Origin of the sequence: Pedobacter paludis (assembly GCF_003173575.1) — a bacterium.
Taxonomy (GTDB): Bacteria; Bacteroidota; Bacteroidia; order Sphingobacteriales; family Sphingobacteriaceae; genus Pedobacter; species Pedobacter paludis.
In genome coordinates this window covers 857,815-876,415 of sequence record NZ_QGNY01000001.1, presented here as the reverse complement: position 1 = coordinate 876,415, position 18,601 = coordinate 857,815, and the positions used below count along the sequence as shown (strand labels likewise).

Annotated in this window: 8 protein-coding genes; all 8 read left to right on the top strand. The window is 39.2% G+C overall.

The genetic code is table 11. From position 1 onward, the window contains the following. Positions 1-486 precede the first annotated feature (486 nt). Complete coding sequence (locus DF947_RS03795; RefSeq protein ID WP_158526224.1) at positions 487-3,552, top strand: SusC/RagA family TonB-linked outer membrane protein; 3,066 nt, start codon at positions 487-489, stop codon at positions 3,550-3,552. Positions 3,553-3,556: 4 nt separating this feature from the next. Beyond that, positions 3,557-5,251 (top strand): RagB/SusD family nutrient uptake outer membrane protein, encoded by a 1,695-nt coding sequence (locus DF947_RS03790; RefSeq protein ID WP_109928323.1) that lies wholly within the window; start codon positions 3,557-3,559, stop codon positions 5,249-5,251. Positions 5,252-5,289: 38 nt separating this feature from the next. After that, on the top strand, positions 5,290-8,388 hold the full coding sequence (locus DF947_RS03785; protein ID WP_109928322.1) for a SusC/RagA family TonB-linked outer membrane protein: 3,099 nt from the start codon (positions 5,290-5,292) through the stop codon (positions 8,386-8,388). A gap of 11 nt (positions 8,389-8,399) precedes the next feature. Next, positions 8,400-10,163: a RagB/SusD family nutrient uptake outer membrane protein gene (locus DF947_RS03780; protein ID WP_109928321.1), complete on the top strand. Its 1,764-nt coding sequence runs from the start codon at positions 8,400-8,402 to the stop codon at positions 10,161-10,163. Positions 10,164-10,268: 105 nt separating this feature from the next. Continuing rightward, on the top strand, positions 10,269-12,098 hold the full coding sequence (locus DF947_RS03775; RefSeq protein WP_109928320.1) for a glycoside hydrolase family 2 protein: 1,830 nt from the start codon (positions 10,269-10,271) through the stop codon (positions 12,096-12,098). An 8-nt stretch (positions 12,099-12,106) separates the two neighbouring features. Beyond that, positions 12,107-13,183, top strand: a complete 1,077-nt coding sequence (locus tag DF947_RS03770) for an endo-1,4-beta-xylanase (protein WP_109928319.1) — start codon at positions 12,107-12,109, stop codon at positions 13,181-13,183. Between the two features lie 15 nt (positions 13,184-13,198). Continuing rightward, the gene (bglX, locus tag DF947_RS03765) at positions 13,199-15,418 is read left to right on the top strand and encodes a beta-glucosidase BglX (protein WP_109928318.1); all 2,220 of its coding nucleotides are present in this window, start codon (positions 13,199-13,201) and stop codon (positions 15,416-15,418) included. A gap of 584 nt (positions 15,419-16,002) precedes the next feature. Further along, a complete protein-coding gene (locus DF947_RS03760) occupies positions 16,003-18,591 on the top strand; it encodes a glycoside hydrolase family 2 TIM barrel-domain containing protein (RefSeq protein WP_109928317.1) in 2,589 nt (862 codons plus the stop codon). Positions 18,592-18,601 lie beyond the last annotated feature (10 nt).

Here is an 18,601-nt window from a genome sequence, read left to right as displayed (position 1 = left end):
CAAACGTTTGAAATGGTATTCTAGTCGATTTTGTGCCTTTGTAACCATTTTAATAATGATTTTTATCTAGACAACTTTCTACATTCGTATTCGTTAAAACCAACTAACCAAATAAATATGAAGGAATCTTTACTTACAGCCCCGAGTGCTTTAAAAATACTCGTAACTGATCATTCTATTTCTCGTAAAACCAATCATTTTCTGTTGGTTGATTATTACGTTTAAAAGACAAAATCGTACAATCTTTTTTCAATTTATCCGATCTGAAAAACTGAGGAAATTCATTTGCTCTGTCTCACAACTGTTGCAGAATAATGGTGTTATCCAAGCTTCTCCCATCGGCATTAACTACGCATTAAATTTCAACCAAATAGATTTAATTTTTTAATAATTATGGATAGACTTTACATTTTGAAAAGGATTTTACCATTTTTTAAATTTGAGGCCACTCAAAGGGGGAAAATCTTTTATTCATTAACTTTCCTAATGCTTTTTTCACTTGTAGCAATTGCACAAACAACAATTACAGGTACGGTGAAAGATGCTAAGGGCATAACCTTACCGGGCGTAAGTGTTAGAGTTAAGGGAACACAAACGGGTGCAGTTACCGACGATAATGGAAAGTTTTCCATTAGGGCTGCATCTACCACAGGTACTTTAGTTTTTGTATATGTGGGCTATATTAATAAAGAGGTTGCAATAAACGGCAAAACAACCATCAACGTAAGCTTAGACGAAGATTCGCAAGGATTGGACGAGGTGGTTGTTGTGGGTTATGGCGCACAAAAAAAATCAACACTTACCGGTGCTGTGGCACAAATTGGTGCAGAAGAGATTATGAAATCTCCAACACCGAACCCAACAAATAGTTTAATCGGACGATTGCCTGGTTTACTTGCAGTACAAACGAGTGGTCAGCCGGGTGCCGATGGAGCATCGCTTAAAGTTAGGGGAGTTGCTACATATGGGGTAAACAATGCCGCAATTGTTGTTGTAGATGGAATAGAGCGCCCAAGTTTTTCAGATGTTGATCCAAGTGAGATTGAAACAGTAACTGTTTTGAAAGATGCCGCTTCTACAGCCATATATGGTATTAGAGGTGCAAACGGTATCATCGTAATTACAACCAAACAAGGTAAAATAGGGAAACCAAAGGTTACTTACACCGGTAATTATGCCTTGCAAACCTATACAGGCTTAGCGGTTGGACTTGGAGCTTATGATAGTGCAATACTTTTAAATCAATCGTATGTGAATGATGGCAAAGCACCATTTTTTACAGATTTGGATATTCAGAAATTTCAAGATGGTTCCGATCCGCTTGGTCATCCAGATGTGAAGTGGTTCGATTATCTGACTAAAAAATTCTATTCGCAAACACAGCACAACATCAACATTAACGGAGGTACTAAAATTGCGAAATATTTTGTCTCGGCTGGCTATGCTTTTCAGGATGGGATTTTCAAAAAGTTCGATTCTCCATACGGAATCAATACGGTACCAAATTACAACCGTTACAACTTCCGTTCGAACGTTGATTTAAACTTGAATAAAGATTTTACGGTAGGAATTAAATTGGGCGGTCGTTTTGCAGATCGTTATCAACCTGCTGGATTATTATCTTCTTCGGCTTTCTCTTACGATACCATAGAAGGTATGATATCTCGTATTCTGCAGGTACCGGCTTATGCTTATCCGGTAACGCTTCCTGATGGTAGAATAACGGCAAATCCAAATATTGGTACAAACATCTGGAATCCATACGCAGTATTAACGCGTTTTGGAACGCGTAACGATGATATAAATACAATTGAAAGTACCTTCAACTTAGATTATAAGTTAGGTTTTATTACCAAAGGATTATCATTCAAAACCAATTTTGGTTACGATTCTTATTACAATAACGTAGCGAGAAGAAATGCAAACTGGGCGGCATATGTTTATAATGCAGCAACTGGAACAGCAACTTTATCAACAGATACAAGAAATCGCGATGAACCTTTAGGCGAGGTTCAAAGTGGTGGTGTTACTTCTGGTAGCACAAACATGAATCTCCAAACTGGTTTCTATTACGATCGCAGTTTTGGAAGCCACAACATATCTGCTTTAGCTTTAGGTACACGTCAGTTAATCCGTTCAACAGGTGGAACCGCATTTACTGCACCACCAAGAGCATCTCAAGGTATTGCTGGTCGTGTTACTTATAACTACGGCGAACGTTATTTCGCAGAATTCAATGCAGCCTACAATGGTTCAGAAAACTTTGCACCAGGTTTACGTTATGGTTTCTTCCCGGCAGTTTCTGCAGGTTGGACCTTAACCAATGAACCTTTCTGGAAAAAGAATAATGCTTTAACCTATTTAAAAATTAGAGGAAGTTATGGTCTGGTAGGTAATGATCGGGTATCAGATTCCCGCTTCCTATATCTTACAAGTTATGCTACAAATACGTCGGCACCTTTCGGTAACCCTTTATCCATCAGTAACTTTCCAACCATCTGGATTCCAGATCCTCAATTTGCAAACGTTTCAAACGCATTGGGTAATGATGAGTTGACATGGGAAACGGGTACAAAAAGGAACATCGGTTTAGAAGCACGTTTTATTAAAGATGCCCTAAAATTAAATGTAGATTTCTTTGATGAAACCCGTAGAGATATTTTAACCCCTACGTTAAGCGGCTCGGCCTTGTTTGGACATACTTATCCAAATTTAAATAAAGGAGTAGTGTACAATAAGGGTTACGAAGTAGAACTAGATTACCAAAAACTGGTTGGCGCTGTAACACTAGGAATCAATGCTCAGCTCAGCTATGCTAAAAATAAAATTGTAGAAAATGATGAACCAGACGGATTGCCACCATCATCAGTAAGAAAAGGAACAAGTGTTGGTCAGTTTTTTGGTTATGTAACGGATGGTTTCTATCAATCGGCAGCAGATATTGCAGCATCTCCAAAACAACAGGGTTATACGCCTATACCGGGCGATTTAAAAATGAAGGATTTGGATGGCGACGGACAGATTACAACTTTAGATCAACAGGCAATTGGTTACACCAACAACCCAGAATATATCTACAGTTTTAGTCCTAGAATTACGTATAAAGGGATTTCACTTTCGGTATTGTTTCAAGGTGTTGCCAATGTAAGCTCAAACGTAATTTTAACTGAGCAAAATAATGGACAGCAAATGTATCCATTCATGTTAGATTCTTGGACGCCTGCAAATGCATCAACCGCAACTTGGCCAGCATTACACGCAAGGGGAACAGCTTCATTAAATTATGCTTTAAACGATTTTACCCTTCAAAATTCTGCTTATTTAAAAGTGAGAAACGTAGAGCTTTCTTGGACTTTACCTAAAGAATGGTCTGCTGCACTAAAACTAAGTAATGTAAGGGTTTACCTAAATGGACAAAATTTATATACCTGGACCAAATACAGAATGTATGTAGATCCGGAAAATGTAAATACGGTGAATACGGCTTTCCCATTACAAGCACTTTACCCAACTTCCAAGGTCTTCAATTTTGGTATGAACATTAATTTTTAAGATAATGAAAAAATATACTATACATATAACAATTCTTTTATTAACACTTTTCTCGGTATCGTGTAAGAAAGATTATTTGGAAAGAACGCCAGGTGTAGCCTTAGATGAAGATCAGATCTTTTCAGATCCTGCACAGGCTGCCCGATTTGCCGATAATGCCTATAACTATGTTATTACCAAATACGTAAGATTTAATGATCACCGTGGCTGTACTGCGCAGGCATCTGATGAAGCCGTTTCAGGAAACTCTGAAGGATCTGTTACGTCTTTAAACCGCGGATTATATCACGATCATTCAACAGGCCCATCATTAAATGATATTTATGGAGTTTGGAGATTAATGTACGCTGGTATTGCAATTGAAAATAAAATGCTAACCAGACTGGCAGAAGTTCCGCCAGCACCACCGGCAACTGTTCCAATTTTTGATCCTGTTAGGGTAGAAGGTGAAATGAGATTTTTACGTGCCTTATCTTATTTTGAACTCACCAAAAGATTCGGTGGCGTTCCACTTATAACACAAGCTTTTGATGTAAACGACGACGTGAATTTTCCACGCAATTCTTTCGATGAGGTTACCAAATTTATTGTTAGCGAGTTGGATGCAGCAGTAACGAAATTAGGCAACGATGCCGATTATACTGCTTCTATGTACGGCAGACCAACAAAAGGAGCGACACAAGCTTTAAAAGCCCGTGTTCTTTTGTATGCTGCAAGTCCATTAAACAATCCAACTGGCGATAAAACCAAATGGAAAGCTGCTGCTGATGCCGCACAAGTGCTTATGGATGGTAGATATACTTTACAGCCAACCTATGGCGATTTGTTAAATCTTCCAAGTTCTCCAGAATACATTATGATAAGGATTAAAGGCCCAACACCGCTTGCCGGAGAAATGATGCAGGATTTTTCTATGTCTCCAGGTTCTGGTGGTGCTCAAGGACAAATGAATCCAACCCAAAACCATGTTGATATGTATGAGATGGCGAATGGAAAAGCGATTACAGATCCAACATCGGGTTATGATCCTCAAAAACCTTACGCCAACCGCGAGCCTCGTTTCTATAACAATATCATTTACAATGATTTGGATTGGCAAGGTAGAAAAATACAAATGTGGTCTAGCCCAGCTGGCGCTTTAGATTACAACACAACGATTACCTATACAGCGACTAGATACTACTGCAAAAAATACTGGCCAGAGGTTTACCGTACCGTTGGTGGAAGCACAACCTTACTTAACTACATCTATTTCCGTTATGGAGAGGTATTGTTAAACTATGCGGAGGCACAAAATGAAGCCGTTGGACCAGATGCTTCTGTTTACGCACAATTGGTTGCAATTCGTAAACGTGCAGGTATTACGGCTGGTGCGGATAATCTTTATGGCTTAAAAGCAAACATGACTGCCGATGAAATGCGTACGGTGATTAGACACGAGCGTGCAATCGAATTGGCTTTTGAAGATCACCGCTGGTACGATATTATGCGTTGGAAAATTGGATCGACAACCATTGCTGTGCCAATGAAAGGCATGGACGTAATTAAGCAAACTAACGGAACTTTTGTATACACACCATTTGTGCTAAGCCAGACTTTCCAAAAAACATGGACAGAAAAACAGAACCTATATCCAATCCCAAGGGCAGAGATATATAAAAGTAAAGGAATATTACTTCAAAATCCAGGTTGGGAATAGTTGCTTAATCAATATAACGCTAAAAAGATTTATTCAAGATGAAATTATCAAAATCAAAATATATTGTTTGCCTGCTCTTTTTCTTGGCGGGTATGCTAAAGGTTTACGGGCAAACACCTGATGAACTGTTAACAATTAAAGGAAAAGTTGTCGATCAGGATAAAAATCCAATTCCGGGAGTGGTTATTTCAATCCAGGAGGATAAAAGCAATAAAACAGTTAATACAGGTAGCGATGGAGCTTTCAGCATTGAGGCAACTACAACTGATGTATTGGTATTTAAGTTTGTAGGCTATGGTACGGTTTTAAAACCTGCTTCAGAAATAAACAATGGTCAGGTTGTATTAAAGAAAACCTTACTAGATGCAGGAGACGATGATGACGTTTATATTCCTTTCGGAGTTAGAAAAAGGAGAGAGGTTACCGCTTCTATAAGTACTGTTTCGGCAGAAAACCTTCCTCAAATCCCTTCATCATCATTAACGAATGTTTTTGCTGGCCGTTTACCGGGTTTAGCCATTTATCCAAGTGGTTCTCAGCAACCAGGTTACGATGTTTCCAGCTTTTTAATTCGTGGTCGCTCTTCTTATAATAGCAATCAAGATCCATTGGTTCTGGTTGATGGTATCGAACGCGATTTTAGATCAATGGATTTAGGTGAAATTGAAAGTGTGAGTGTTTTAAAAGATGCGGCAACATTGGCTTGGTACGGTATGTATGCGGCAAATGGCGTAATCTATGTTAAAACAAGAAGAGGAAGTGCAACATCAACAAAGGTAACTTTCGACGCACAGGCAGGTTTACAGGCACCACTTCAGGTGGCAAGCCCATTAGATTCTTATACCTATGCAACCTTGTATAACGAAGCTTCTGTAAATAGTGGTGGGGCTGCGGTTTATTCACCGGCAGCACTTCAGGCTTATCAGGATGGATCAGATCCTTATAAATACCCAAACAATAACTTTGTAAGAGATTTTACCAAGAAAGTGGCACCCACACAACGTTATGTAGCAACAGTTACGGGTGGTAACGCCTTTATTAAATACTATACTTTACTAAGTGCCTATCAACAAGGTGGTTTTTACAAGGGCGGTCATAACGATACTTACAATGCAAATACAGATTTTACAAGATATAACTTGAGAACAAATCTTGATTTGCATGTAAATAAAAACTTAGATGTTGCATTGGATATCGGTGGTCGTATCACCAACCTTAATTTCCCGGCAGTGGGTACAGGTGGCTTTTTAAGTGCTGTATATTCAACACCTCCTAACGCTTTCCCGGTTTTAAATGCCGATGGATCTTATGGTGGCACCTCGATCTTTCCAAGTGCCAATCCACAGGCCATGCTTGAGGCAAATGGTGCAAGTACCGATTTGGTTAGAAATATGATCGCAACCATTAGCGCTAAACAAAAAATGGACGGTATTTTAAAAGGCTTATCCGGCGAAGTATTTTATGCCTATGATATCTTCGGTTTGTACCGCTCTGGATTTACCCAAAGTTATTCGACTTCGGAGTTGTTGCCAACCAGTGTTTATCAAACCTATGGAACAGCGGCCAAGGTAGATTATTTGCCAAATGCATTTTCTGGCAACATCAGAAAAAGTGAATTTTGGGCTGGCTTTGATTACAATAGAACCTTCGGTAAAAACGATATTAAATTTACCACAAGAGTTTCTAGACAAAACTATGCTTCATTTGGCAGCTTGGATGTAAGACGCGAAGGTTGGTCGAACCGCTTATCTTACAACTACAATCAACGTTATTTTCTTGATTTTACAGGCGCATACTCTGGTTCAGAAAACTTTGCTCCAGGTAAACGTTATGGATTCTTTCCAGCCATTTCTGCCGGATGGATTTTGTCTGATGAAAGCTTCATGAAAGGTTCTTCAAACTTTCTTGATTTCTTAAAAATCAGAGGATCTTATGGCTTGGTTGGAAACGATGCCCTGGGTAATGCAAGAAGATTTGCTTTTAATGATTTTTACAGCAGAAGCACAACCGGTTATACCTTCGGAACAACATTTGCCGGTGTAGGCGGTACGGCTCAGTTAGCGGCTGCCAATCCAAATTTAACTTGGGAAAAAGCCTATAAATCAAGTATCGGTTTCGATGCAAGATTGTTCAAACAGTCCTTATCCATCAGCGCCGATTATTTTTATGAAGATAGAAAGAACTTAGCCACAGCATCTCAAATCCCAAGTTTGTTAGGTCAAACTGCAATTTATGTTAATGAGGGTGAGGCAGAATACAAAGGCTTCGAAACTGGAATCAATTTCAATAAAAAATTGGGTGATGTTAATTTAAATGTTTTTGGAAACTATACGTATAATGTGAGCAAAATTTTGGCTGTTAATGAGGCCGCGAATTTGCCTGCTTATCAAAAAACATTGGGTCATCCAATTAGCAGTGTTATTGCACCTTCTGCAACAGCTTCCACAACGGCAGGATACATTAGCAGCATGTTAATTTCTGATGGTATTTTTCAAAGTCAGGCACAGATTAATGCTTCACCGCAACAGATTTTATCGAAAGACGTTAGACCAGGAGATATTAAATACGTAGATCAAAATGGCGATGGTGTAATTAACGATCTAGACCGGGTAAGAACCGATTTCAACTTTGTGCCTAAAGCGTATTTTGGTTTTGGCGCATCAGTAGGCTTTAAAAATTTCGATATGAATTTCTTGTTCCAGGGAACAAGTGGCCGCTCAATTTACATACAGCAATTGGTTAATGCAGGTACAACAAACAACGGATTCTTGAACCAATTTAGTGTAGATAGATGGACACCAACCAATACGGGTGCAGCTTTCCCTAGATTGCTTTTGGCAGATCGTGGAAACAACACTGCAGCTTCTGATTTCTGGATTCGTTCTGGAGATTACATCAGACTAAAAAATGTAGAGCTTGGTTATTCTTTACCTGCGGCATTTGTTAAAAGGCTAAAATTAAGTCAGCTTAGATTTTACGTAAGTGGCTTAAACCTGTTAACATTCGATCAGCTTGATGGACTACCTATTGATCCAGAATTGCCAGAATCGGGTTACAACTCAAATATTAATGGTGTATCAAGTGCATCCTATCCATATATGAAAATATATTCTTTTGGTGTGAATTTGAAATTTTAAGAGATAAGACAATGAAAAAAAATATATTCTATTTAGTTCTTGCCATTGTAGCTATCTATGTGGCTGGATGTAAAAAAGATAGTTTCCTTCAGGATGGTTCTTTCAGTGGAACAAATGATATTACCGAGGCACAGCTTTGGGCCAATCCCGATTATTCGAGAAACTTTTTAAACAACGTATATTCGGTCTTATCTGATCGTTATAATTTAGATGATGGAGCATTATTGGCATCCGGATCAGATGAAGCCGTAAATTCGAACTTAAACTCCTCAATAAATATCCTGAATAATGGAACTTGGAGTCCTTCCAAAACATTCGATGATGTGTATGCCGCCATGTATGTGGGAATACGCAAAGCCAATATGTTTTTGGAGAAAGTAGATGGCAGTGCAATTATCCCAATTGATGAGGTTCTTCCGGCCAACGTGCCGGCAAATCAAACTTATGCTGCTCAGGTAGATCGTTTGAAAGGTCAGGCCTTTTTTCTCAGGGCCTTCTTCGAATTCGAATTGCTTAAACGCTACGGAAGTTTTGCAATCGTAACAAAAACACTTAACGTTACCGATGATTTGGATTTGCCAAGAAATAGCTTTGATGAATGTGCCAAACAGATTTCTGCAGATTGCGAAGAAGCCATTTTAAGATTGCCACTTTCTCCAACGGAATGGAGAACTACCGATAGAGGTAGAGCAACACAAACAGCTGCAATGGCACTTAAAGCTAGATTATTGTTGTATGCAGCCAGTCCGCAGTACAACCCATCAAACGATCTTACCAAATGGCAGGCAGCAGCTGATGCAGCCAAAAGAATTATGGATACCAATAAACATGCTATTTATACTTCTTACCCAAACATTTGGTTATGGAACAATGGGGCTTTCAATTCAGAAACTATTTTTGCAACCTCTACTTTGAATACCGTTGCTATAGAAACCAACAATGCACCAATAAGTTACGATGCGGCAAATGGCCGTACCAACCCAACACAGGAATTGGTAGATGCCTTCGAAATGAAAACAACCGGAAAACCAATTAGCGATGCAACTTCGGGTTACGTGGCAACAAATCCCTATGCAAACCGCGATCCGAGATTAGGTTTTACCGTATTATTTAATTCAGCCTCCATTCAGCCTGCACTCAGCAGCAATGCTTTATACGTTGCCACATTATTTAAATCAAAACCTGTTGAAACCTTTGTAGGCGGTAAAGATGGTTTGGGCTTGAATGTAAACGCAACCAAAACGGGTTATTACATGCGCAAATATTTAAGCGAAAGTGCTGTATGGGCGGGTACTGTAGCCAATGTACGTAGACCATGGATCTTTTTTAGATATGCTGAGGTGCTGTTAAATTACGCCGAGGCTTTAAACGAGGCTCAAGGCGTTGGTGCGCAAACCGAGATTTTAAGAGTCTTAAATTTAATAAGAGATAGAACTGGTGTTAAGATGCCTCTTTTACAAACAACAAATGCTGCCGGAAACGGATATGTAATTCCTTCACAGGCAGAATTCCGTAAAAGAATTCGCAACGAGCGTAGGGTAGAGCTTTGCTTCGAAGAGCACCGTTTTTATGATGTTCGCCGTTGGAAAGAAGGAGAAATAACCTTTAACAAGCCAGTTACCGGTATGAGAATTACACAAACCAGCGCAACTACATTTACATACACACCGTTTACGGTAGAAAACAGAGTATTCACAGCTAAAAATTATTTGTACCCTATTTCTCAAAATGAATTGAACAGGGCACCGAAATTGGGGCAAAACCCTGGATATTAAAAGAAAACTAAATTTTGCTCAAATTTAGGCGGTCGGTGGAAACACCGACCGTTAATTAATTGTTAGTTTTATCAATCAATTAATTTATAGCTAAAAACACACCTTATGTTAAAATCGACCTTTAGAGTATTTTTAATCTGCTTTTCGCTTCTTTCATCAATCAGTTACGCTCAAGTTAGCTCTATACAAAACATTCAGGCACGCAAAATTTTAAGCCTAAACGGCAAATGGAACTACATTATCGATCCATACGAAAACGGTTATTACGATTATAGACACGATCCCTTCGATCAATCTAAAACCGGAACAGGTGGTTACTATGACGATAAAGTTCAAAAAGACAAATCAGAATTAATCGAGTATGATTTCGATCATTCTCCACAAATGAATATTCCAGGCGATTGGAATTCTCAATCAGAAAAACTGGAACTTTATGAAGGTAATATTTGGTTGCGCAAAAAGTTCGATGCCAAGCCAGAAAAGGGCAAAAGATATTACGTTTATTTTGGTGCCGTAAATTATGAGGCCCATGTTTATCTAAACGGAAAAAAATTGGGTGTTCATAAAGGTGGTTTTACCCCATTTCAGTTTGATGTAACCAATAATTTGAAAGTTGGCGAAAACTCTATCGTACTTAAGGTTGATAACATCCGCAAGCAAGACGAAATTCCAACAGTTAATACCGATTGGTGGAACTATGGTGGAATAACACGTGATGTTTATCTGGCCGAATTCCCAGATCATTTCATTAGCGATTATAAACTTCAATTGGTTAAGGGAAATAAAAACCTTTTAAACTTTTCTGTAAAACTTGCTGATGCCACTTCCAATCAGGAAGTAACCTTATCCATTCCCGAATTAAAATTAGAAAAGAAATATAAAACCGATTCTGAAGGTAAAATCGCAGATGAATTTGTTTGGAATAACCTAAATCTATGGTCGCCAGAAAGCCCTAAACTTTATGCTGTAAATATTAAAACAGATAAAGAAGATATTAATGATAAGATTGGTTTTAGAACCATTCAGGTTGATGGTGATAGCATCTTGTTAAACGGAAAATCGGTTTTTTTAAGAGGCATTTCCATTCATGATGAAAACCCGCTTTTAGCTGGTCGTTTACGCTCCGAAGGCGATATGCGCATGATGTTGCAGTGGGCAAAGGATATGAATTGCAATTATGTTCGCCTAGCTCATTATCCGCACAATGAAGAAATGATTCGCTTAGCCGATGAAATGGGTTTATTGGTTTGGGCCGAAGTCCCGGTGTATTGGACCATCAGCTGGACCAATCCTGCAACTTATGCAAATGCCAAACAGCAACTTACCGATTTAATTGTCCGTGATAAGAACCGGGCAAGCGTTATCGTTTGGTCAATCGGAAACGAAACACCTTTAAGCGATCCACGATTAAGTTTTATGAGCAATCTGGCTGAGACCGCTCGATCTTTAGATGATACCCGCTTGGTTGCTGCCGCTTTAGAGGTTCATCGCGATGGCAATAACATTATTTTAAATGATCCACTGGGCGAAAAAATAGATTTGGTAAGCTTTAATGAATACGCAGGTTGGTATTGGGGCGGAAGTCCGTCAGAAATTAGCAAGTATAATTTCGACATCAAATATAAAAAACCCGTTGTCATCACAGAATTTGGTGGCGATGCCTTAGGCGGTTTCCATGCCGATGAAAATACCCGTTGGAGCGAGGAATACCAGGAGGCACTTTACAAAAACCAAATAAAAATGCTAACTAAAATTGGCGCTTTACGTGGTATGACCCCTTGGATTTTAGCAGATTTTAGATCACCAAGAAGACAACATCCTATTTATCAAAATTTTTGGAACCGTAAAGGGTTAATCAGTGAAACAGGTAAAAAGAAGAAAGCCTTTTTTGTGCTGAAAGATTTTTACGCAGAAATGCAGGCTAAGTATAAATAAGAATCGCAATGAAAAAAGTCAGTACAGTTGCCAAATTTATCCTGTCAGTGTCTTTACTGACTTTTTCTTGCGCAAAAAATAAAGCGACCAGTATTGAGCCAACGCCAATTTTACCTGTTGCAGAAATTACTTTGCAAGCTGCCTTGCCTTTTCCCATGGGGGCTGCGGTAAATGTGAGTTTGCTTAAAGGCAATTCCAATTACCGGAATCTGGTTGTAAAGGAATTCAACAGCATCACGGCTGAAAATGCAATGAAATTTGCATCCGTTCATCCATCAAAAGATGTTTACAATTTTGCTGACGCGGATTATCTGATCGATTTTGCAAAAGCCAATGGTAAAAGAGTTCATGGCCATACTTTAAACTGGTATAAATCTTTACCAGATTGGGTAAATAACTTTCAGGGAACTACCGCCGATTGGGAAAATTTATTAAAAACCCACATTCAAACCGTTGTTGGTCATTTCAAAGGGAAAGTAGTTTCCTGGGATGTTGTAAATGAGGCAATTGACGAAGATGGAATCATGAGAAATAGCATTTGGTTGCAAAAACTAGGTGCAGATTACATTGGTCGGGCTTTTCAGTATGCACACGAAGCCGATCCCGATGCCTTATTGTTTTATAATGATTACGGCCATGAATTCGGCCCCACAAAAAGAACAGCCATTTTAAATTTAGTTACGGGTTTAAAAAATAAAGGAATCCCAATTGATGGAATTGGATTACAAATGCATACTCGGGTAACACAAAGCGATGCTAATTTGGTTAATGCCATTAATCTTGCGGCTGCCACAGGTTTAAAAATTCACATATCCGAGCTAGATATTGCCTTAAACCCGGATAACAACCAAAGCTTAACCTACACTTCGGCACTCGGCGAACAACAGGCTGCGAAATATAAAATTATTGTGAAAACGTATAACGCAATTCCTAAGAGTCAGCAATTTGGAATTACAACCTGGAATGTAACGGATGCGGATAGTTGGATTCCTTCCAATTATAACCGACCCGATTGGCCATTGCCATTTGATGCGCAATATCAAAGAAAGTCAGGATACCAGGCAATTTTAGAAGGAATAAAATAGAAATACAACATATAGATGAAATATTATTTACCATTAGCCTTTGTTTTAACCCTATCGTTTTCTGCTGCTGCACAAAATCAGAAGATAGAAAAGAAAATTGATTCTGTTTTAAAACTGATGACATTGGATGAGAAGATCGGTCAGCTAAATCAATATACCGGAGACCGCGATGCAACAGGCCCGATTACCAATAATCCGAATAAACTAAAAGACATTAGAGATGGAAAGTTGGGATCTATGTTAAATGTTCGGGGTGCAAAAGAAACGCGTGAAGTACAGGAAGTTGCCATGCAATCGAGAATGAAAATTCCTTTGATTTTTGGTTTGGATGTAATCCACGGGTACCGGGTTACTTTTCCAATTCCGCTTGCCGAAGCTGCAAGCTGGGATTTGGCTGCCATGGAAAACGCAGCTCGTGTTGCAGCAAGGGAAACGGCTGCATCAGGTGTGCATTGGACCTTTGCACCAATGGTTGATATTGCCCGCGATCCGCGTTGGGGAAGGGTAATGGAAGGTGCCGGAGAAGATACTTATCTGGGTTCCAAAATTGCCTTTGCAAGAGTTAAGGGTTTTCAGGGTAAAGGTTTGGGTAATTTAGATGCAGTTATGGCCTGTGCCAAGCACTTTGCTGCATATGGCGCCGCCATTGCAGGAAGAGATTATGCCGCGGTAGACATGAGTGATCATACGCTTTGGGAAGTTTATCTTCCACCGTTTAAAGCTGCGGTTGATGCCGGCGCTGCAACCTTTATGAATTCTTTTAACACTTTAAACGGTATTCCGGCAACTGGAAATGCTTATTTACAACGGGATATTTTAAAAGACAAATGGAAATATACGGGTTTCGTGGTGAGTGATTGGGGTTCTATCGGTGAAATGGTTGATCATGGTTTTGCTAAAAATAAAACTCAGGCTGCAGAACTTGCCATTAAAGCAGGAAGCGATATGGATATGGAAAGCAGAAGCTATTTGCCAAATCTAGCCAAGTTGGTTGCCGATAAAAAAGTTCCGGTTGCATTAATTGATGATGCGGTTAGAAGAGTTCTTCGCAAGAAATTCGAACTGGGTTTATTTGATGATCCTTATCGCTTTAGCAATGAGGCCCGTCAGGAAAAGGAATTGAATTCTCCAGAAAATAGAAAGGCTTCTTTATCAATGGCCGAAAAAAGTATCGTGCTGTTAAAAAACAACAATCAGGTTTTACCGCTTGCTAAAAACCTAAAGAAAATTGCGGTGATCGGTCCATTGGGCAAATCTGAAAAAGACATGCAAGGCTTTTGGTCCATCGCTTGGGAAAAAGACAATCTTGTTTCTTTATATCAGGGATTGAAAAATAAACTGGGCGATAAAACAGAACTGCTTTATGCCAAGGGATGCGAAATTTCTGATTCTTCTAAAACAGGTTTTGCCGAAGCTGTTGAAGTTGCCAAACAGGCAGATGTGATCGTGATGGCTGTTGGAGAAGCATTAGATATGAGCGGTGAAGCCAAAAGTAAAACAAATATTCACATTCCAGGGGTGCAGGAAGACTTGATAAAGGCCATCCAAGCTACAGGTAAACCTGTTGTAGTGCTCGTAATGGCGGGCAGACCTCTAATTTTCAATTGGACTGCGGATAACGTACCGGCCATAATGTACACTTGGTGGCTGGGAAGCGAAGCTGGCAATGCTATGGCCAATGTTTTGTTTGGCGATTATAATCCTGCCGGAAAACTTCCAATGACCTTTCCTCGCGATGAAGGTCAGATTCCGGTGTATTACAACTATTTAAGTACCGGTAGGCCAGCTAAAAATGATAAAGACACACGCTATCGTTCGGCTTATTTAGATTTACCTAACAGCCCTAAGTTTGCATTTGGTTACGGCTTAAGCTATACCACATTCGAATATGCTGATTTAGCTTTAAGTGCTACAGAGCTTAAAATGGATGGTAAAATAGAAGTGAGCTTCACCTTGAAAAATACAGGAAAATATGATGGAGAAGAGGTTGCTCAACTTTATCTTCAAGATAAGTTTGCATCCGTTGTGCGTCCTGTTAAAGAGCTAAAGGATTTCCAAAAGGTAATGTTGAAAGCAGGAGAGAGCAAGAAAATTACATTTCTAATCAATAAAGAAAAGCTTTCTTTTTACAACCAACAACTTAAATGGGGAGCGGAAGCTGGAGACTTTAAATTGATGATCGGTACGGCCTCTAACAATATAAAACTAGAAAAGGATTTTGCATTGGTTGAATAACTTATGCTTGTTCTTAAGCCTTACCGTCATTCTCGCGCAGGAGGGAATCTTAAAAGAATAATTTCACCATATAAGAAATGTAAGAAAATATAAGCTGACAAATTTAATTAAGTTATGCTAGATATGGCCGCCATGCTATCCTCCTCTGGTGGGGGCAGGGGGAGGAATTAGATGATCTACCATATTAGAAATACAAGAAAATATAAGTTGGGAATTTAATTAGGCTACGCTAGATATGGCCACTATGCTATCCCCCTTTGGAGGGGGCAAAGGGGAGGTTCTAACACGAATACCCGGAAAAGTAAGTTTTTGTACTTGCCAATTTCTCTAAATCCGATAGTACGGAAAGCCACAATTTTCATTGTGCTTGGAGGGATAGCCCTATATGGATTCCTTTGGAACGGGACTGAATTAACCAAAAGTACTGGCACTGCTTTCCAAATAATAGCCTGATTAACCTAAACGGTTAGAAAATAATATTAACCGCCTCGATTTGTGGCTGAACAGATCAAAAAAAAGATAAAATGTTACAATCAAACAAACTACTGAAATCAACTTTATTACTCCTCTTCACATCCTTTTGGATGATAAATTCTTATGCTCAGGATGGTGGCCGCAAAGCGATAAGCTTAAACGATCAATGGGAATTTCAAAAAGAAAACGGACCAATTGAAAAGGTTAACCTTCCCCATACTTGGAATGATAAAGACGTTTTGGACGATGTGGCAGGCTATTATCGTGGATTAGGCATTTATAAACGCAAACTTAAACTGGATGAAAGTGCCAAGGGAAAGGAAATTTTTCTTGTTTTCAATGGTGTTGCACAAGAAGCGGAAGTACTCATAAATGGAAAATCTGTAGGTAAACATATCGGAAGTTATACGCACTTTATTGTTCCGATTACGCAGTATTTAAACTATAAAGATGATGTTGTTGAAGTAAGGGCAAATAATCGTTTCAATGAAGATATTCCGCCCTTAACAGCCGATTTTACTTTTTTTGGCGGCATGTATCGCAATGTTACTTTGCTGATTACAAACCCTGTACATTTCTCTCAAAAGGAAAATGGAAGTTCGGGCATCTTTATTACCACACCTCAGGTTTCAGCTTCTACCGCAAGTGTACAGATTAAAAGTTCTATTGATAATAACTCAAATGTTGCCAAAAAAGTTCAGGTTTTAACTACGGTATTCGATGCTAAAGGGATTAAAGTAGCCAATCAAGTAGTTGCTGTTAACTTAGTTAAAGGCAATATGATTGTTATTCAGGATATTAAGTCGATTTCGAAACCTGAATTATGGTCGCCAGAAAATCCATATTTATACCGGGTTGTAACCAAGATTATTGATGTTAAAACGAAAGCCACACTTGATCAAGTTTCGAATCCGCTCGGTTTTAGATGGTTTAAGTTTGATGCAGATCAGGGCTTCTTTTTAAATGACAAACCGCTAAAATTGATTGGCGCAAGCCGTCATCAGGATTATGAAAATTTAGGTAATGCAACTCCAGATGCGCTTCAAACCCGCGATATTGAATTGCTGAAAAACATGGGTGGCAATTTTTTAAGGGTTGCACACTATCCTCAAGACCCATTAATTCTCGAAGCTTGCGATCGGTTGGGTATTTTGGCCTCTGTAGAAATCCCGGTTGTAAACACCATTACCGAATCGGAGGCGTTTACAGCGAACTGTTTAAACATGCAAACGGAAATGATTAAACAGAATTTCAATCACCCAAGCATCATCATTTGGGCTTATATGAATGAAATTTTGCTTCGCCCTAAGTTTACGAATGATAAGCCCCGCCAGCAGATTTATTACGACCACATCCGTGAGCTTGCTCAAAAGCTAGATGATTTAACCCGAAAAGAAGATCCTTCGAGATACACTTTATTGGTTAATCATGGTGCATTTGATGTTTACAATCGGGTGGGCCTTACTAAAATTCCAATGATCGTGGGCTGGAATTTATATTCTGGATGGTACTCGGGAGTACCGGCAGATTTTGCAAAGTTTTTAGATCGCCACCATAAGGAATTAGCCGATAAGCCCATGTTGGTAACGGAGTATGGCGCAGATGCCGATCCTCGCATTCGATCGTTTTTGCCTGTTCGCTTTGATAAAAGTGTAGAATATGGCATTCAGTTTAATCAGGTGTATTTAAACGCCATGCTAAGTAGACCATTTGTAAGTGGTGGAATGGCTTGGAATTTAGCTGATTTTAATTCTGAAACCCGTGAGGAAACCATGCCTCATATTAACAACAAAGGTTTATTAACCATTGGTCGGGAGCCAAAAGACACTTATTTTCTTTACCAGGCCTATTTGGCAAATAAACCTTATCTCAAAATTACTTCCGCTCAATGGAAAGATAGAGCGGGTATTGCAGATTCTGCATCATCAACCTCGAAGCAACCAATTCAGGTCGCCACAAATTTAAAATCAGTTGAGCTGTTTCTAAATGGAAAAAGTTTAGGGATTAAAGATGCGATAGATCACATTTGCCAATGGGAAGTTCCTTTTGTAGATGGAAAAAATCAGTTAAGGGCGGTTTCCGGCGATAATAGTGATCAAACGGATCTGAACTTTCAGCTTCAGCCATATCGCTTTGCAGATCAGATTAAATTTACAGATGTAAATGTGCTGTTAGGTTCTAAGCGTTTTTATATTGATGAAAAGGAACACCAACTCTGGATTCCCGATCAACCCTATAGAGCGGGAAGCTGGGGCTGGATTGGTGGCGAACCATTCAAAGGCACAAATAACCGCATCACTTATGGAAGTGATAAAAATATTCTGGGCACCGATAACGATCCGGTTTATCAAACACAACAGGTTGGCATTAAACAGTTTAAGTTTGATGTTCCTGATGGTGAATACGAACTTTCGTTGCATTTTGCCGAGCTTGTTGGGGGCGAAACCAAAGAAGCACTTGCTTATAATTTAGACAATAACCACAAGAAGGAAGTGGTAGAGCAACGCATTTTTGATGTTGCAATTAACGGCGCTCCTTTTATGGGCAAGCTCAATATCGCGACAGATTTTGGATACACCACAGCTGTAAAAAAGAAAACGACCATAACGGTTCAGAACGGAAAAGGTATCGTTATCGATTTTAATGCCATTGAAGGAAAACCGGTTTTAAATGCCATTCAATTAAGAAAAATCTACTAGAATAGAAAAA